The organism is Rhizobium sp. Rhizsp42 (assembly GCF_047304155.1).
GTDB lineage: Bacteria > Pseudomonadota > Alphaproteobacteria > Rhizobiales > Rhizobiaceae > Rhizobium.
Genome location: NZ_JBGLYS010000177.1, coordinates 1 through 251 on the forward strand (window position 1 = coordinate 1; position 251 = coordinate 251).

The 251-nt window shown below is 62.2% G+C and carries 1 protein-coding gene; it reads right to left on the reverse strand.

The window, feature by feature from the left end:
* On the reverse strand, positions 1-245 hold a 245-nt coding region (locus tag ACCD05_RS31995; RefSeq protein WP_413397708.1), incomplete at its 3' end, for a sensor histidine kinase.
* Positions 246-251: the final 6 nt, after the last annotated feature.

Below are 251 nucleotides of genomic sequence, written 5' to 3' on the forward strand. Positions count from 1 at the left end.
TGCCATGCCTCAAACCCGACACCGTGATCACGCACAGCGACTCCCACCGCACAGTCGTTGCCCACCACCGTGACCTCAACGGTCTTGCCCTCAGCGTGCTCGACGGCGTTGGATACCAGATTTCGGATGATGCGGCTGATACGACGCGGATCTACCTCGGCGGTCTGAGCAGCCTCGGCGACGAGCGCGATCGATACTCCTAGACGATCGGCCAACGGTGTGACGTCGCTGATCTCGGACCGCACCAAGTC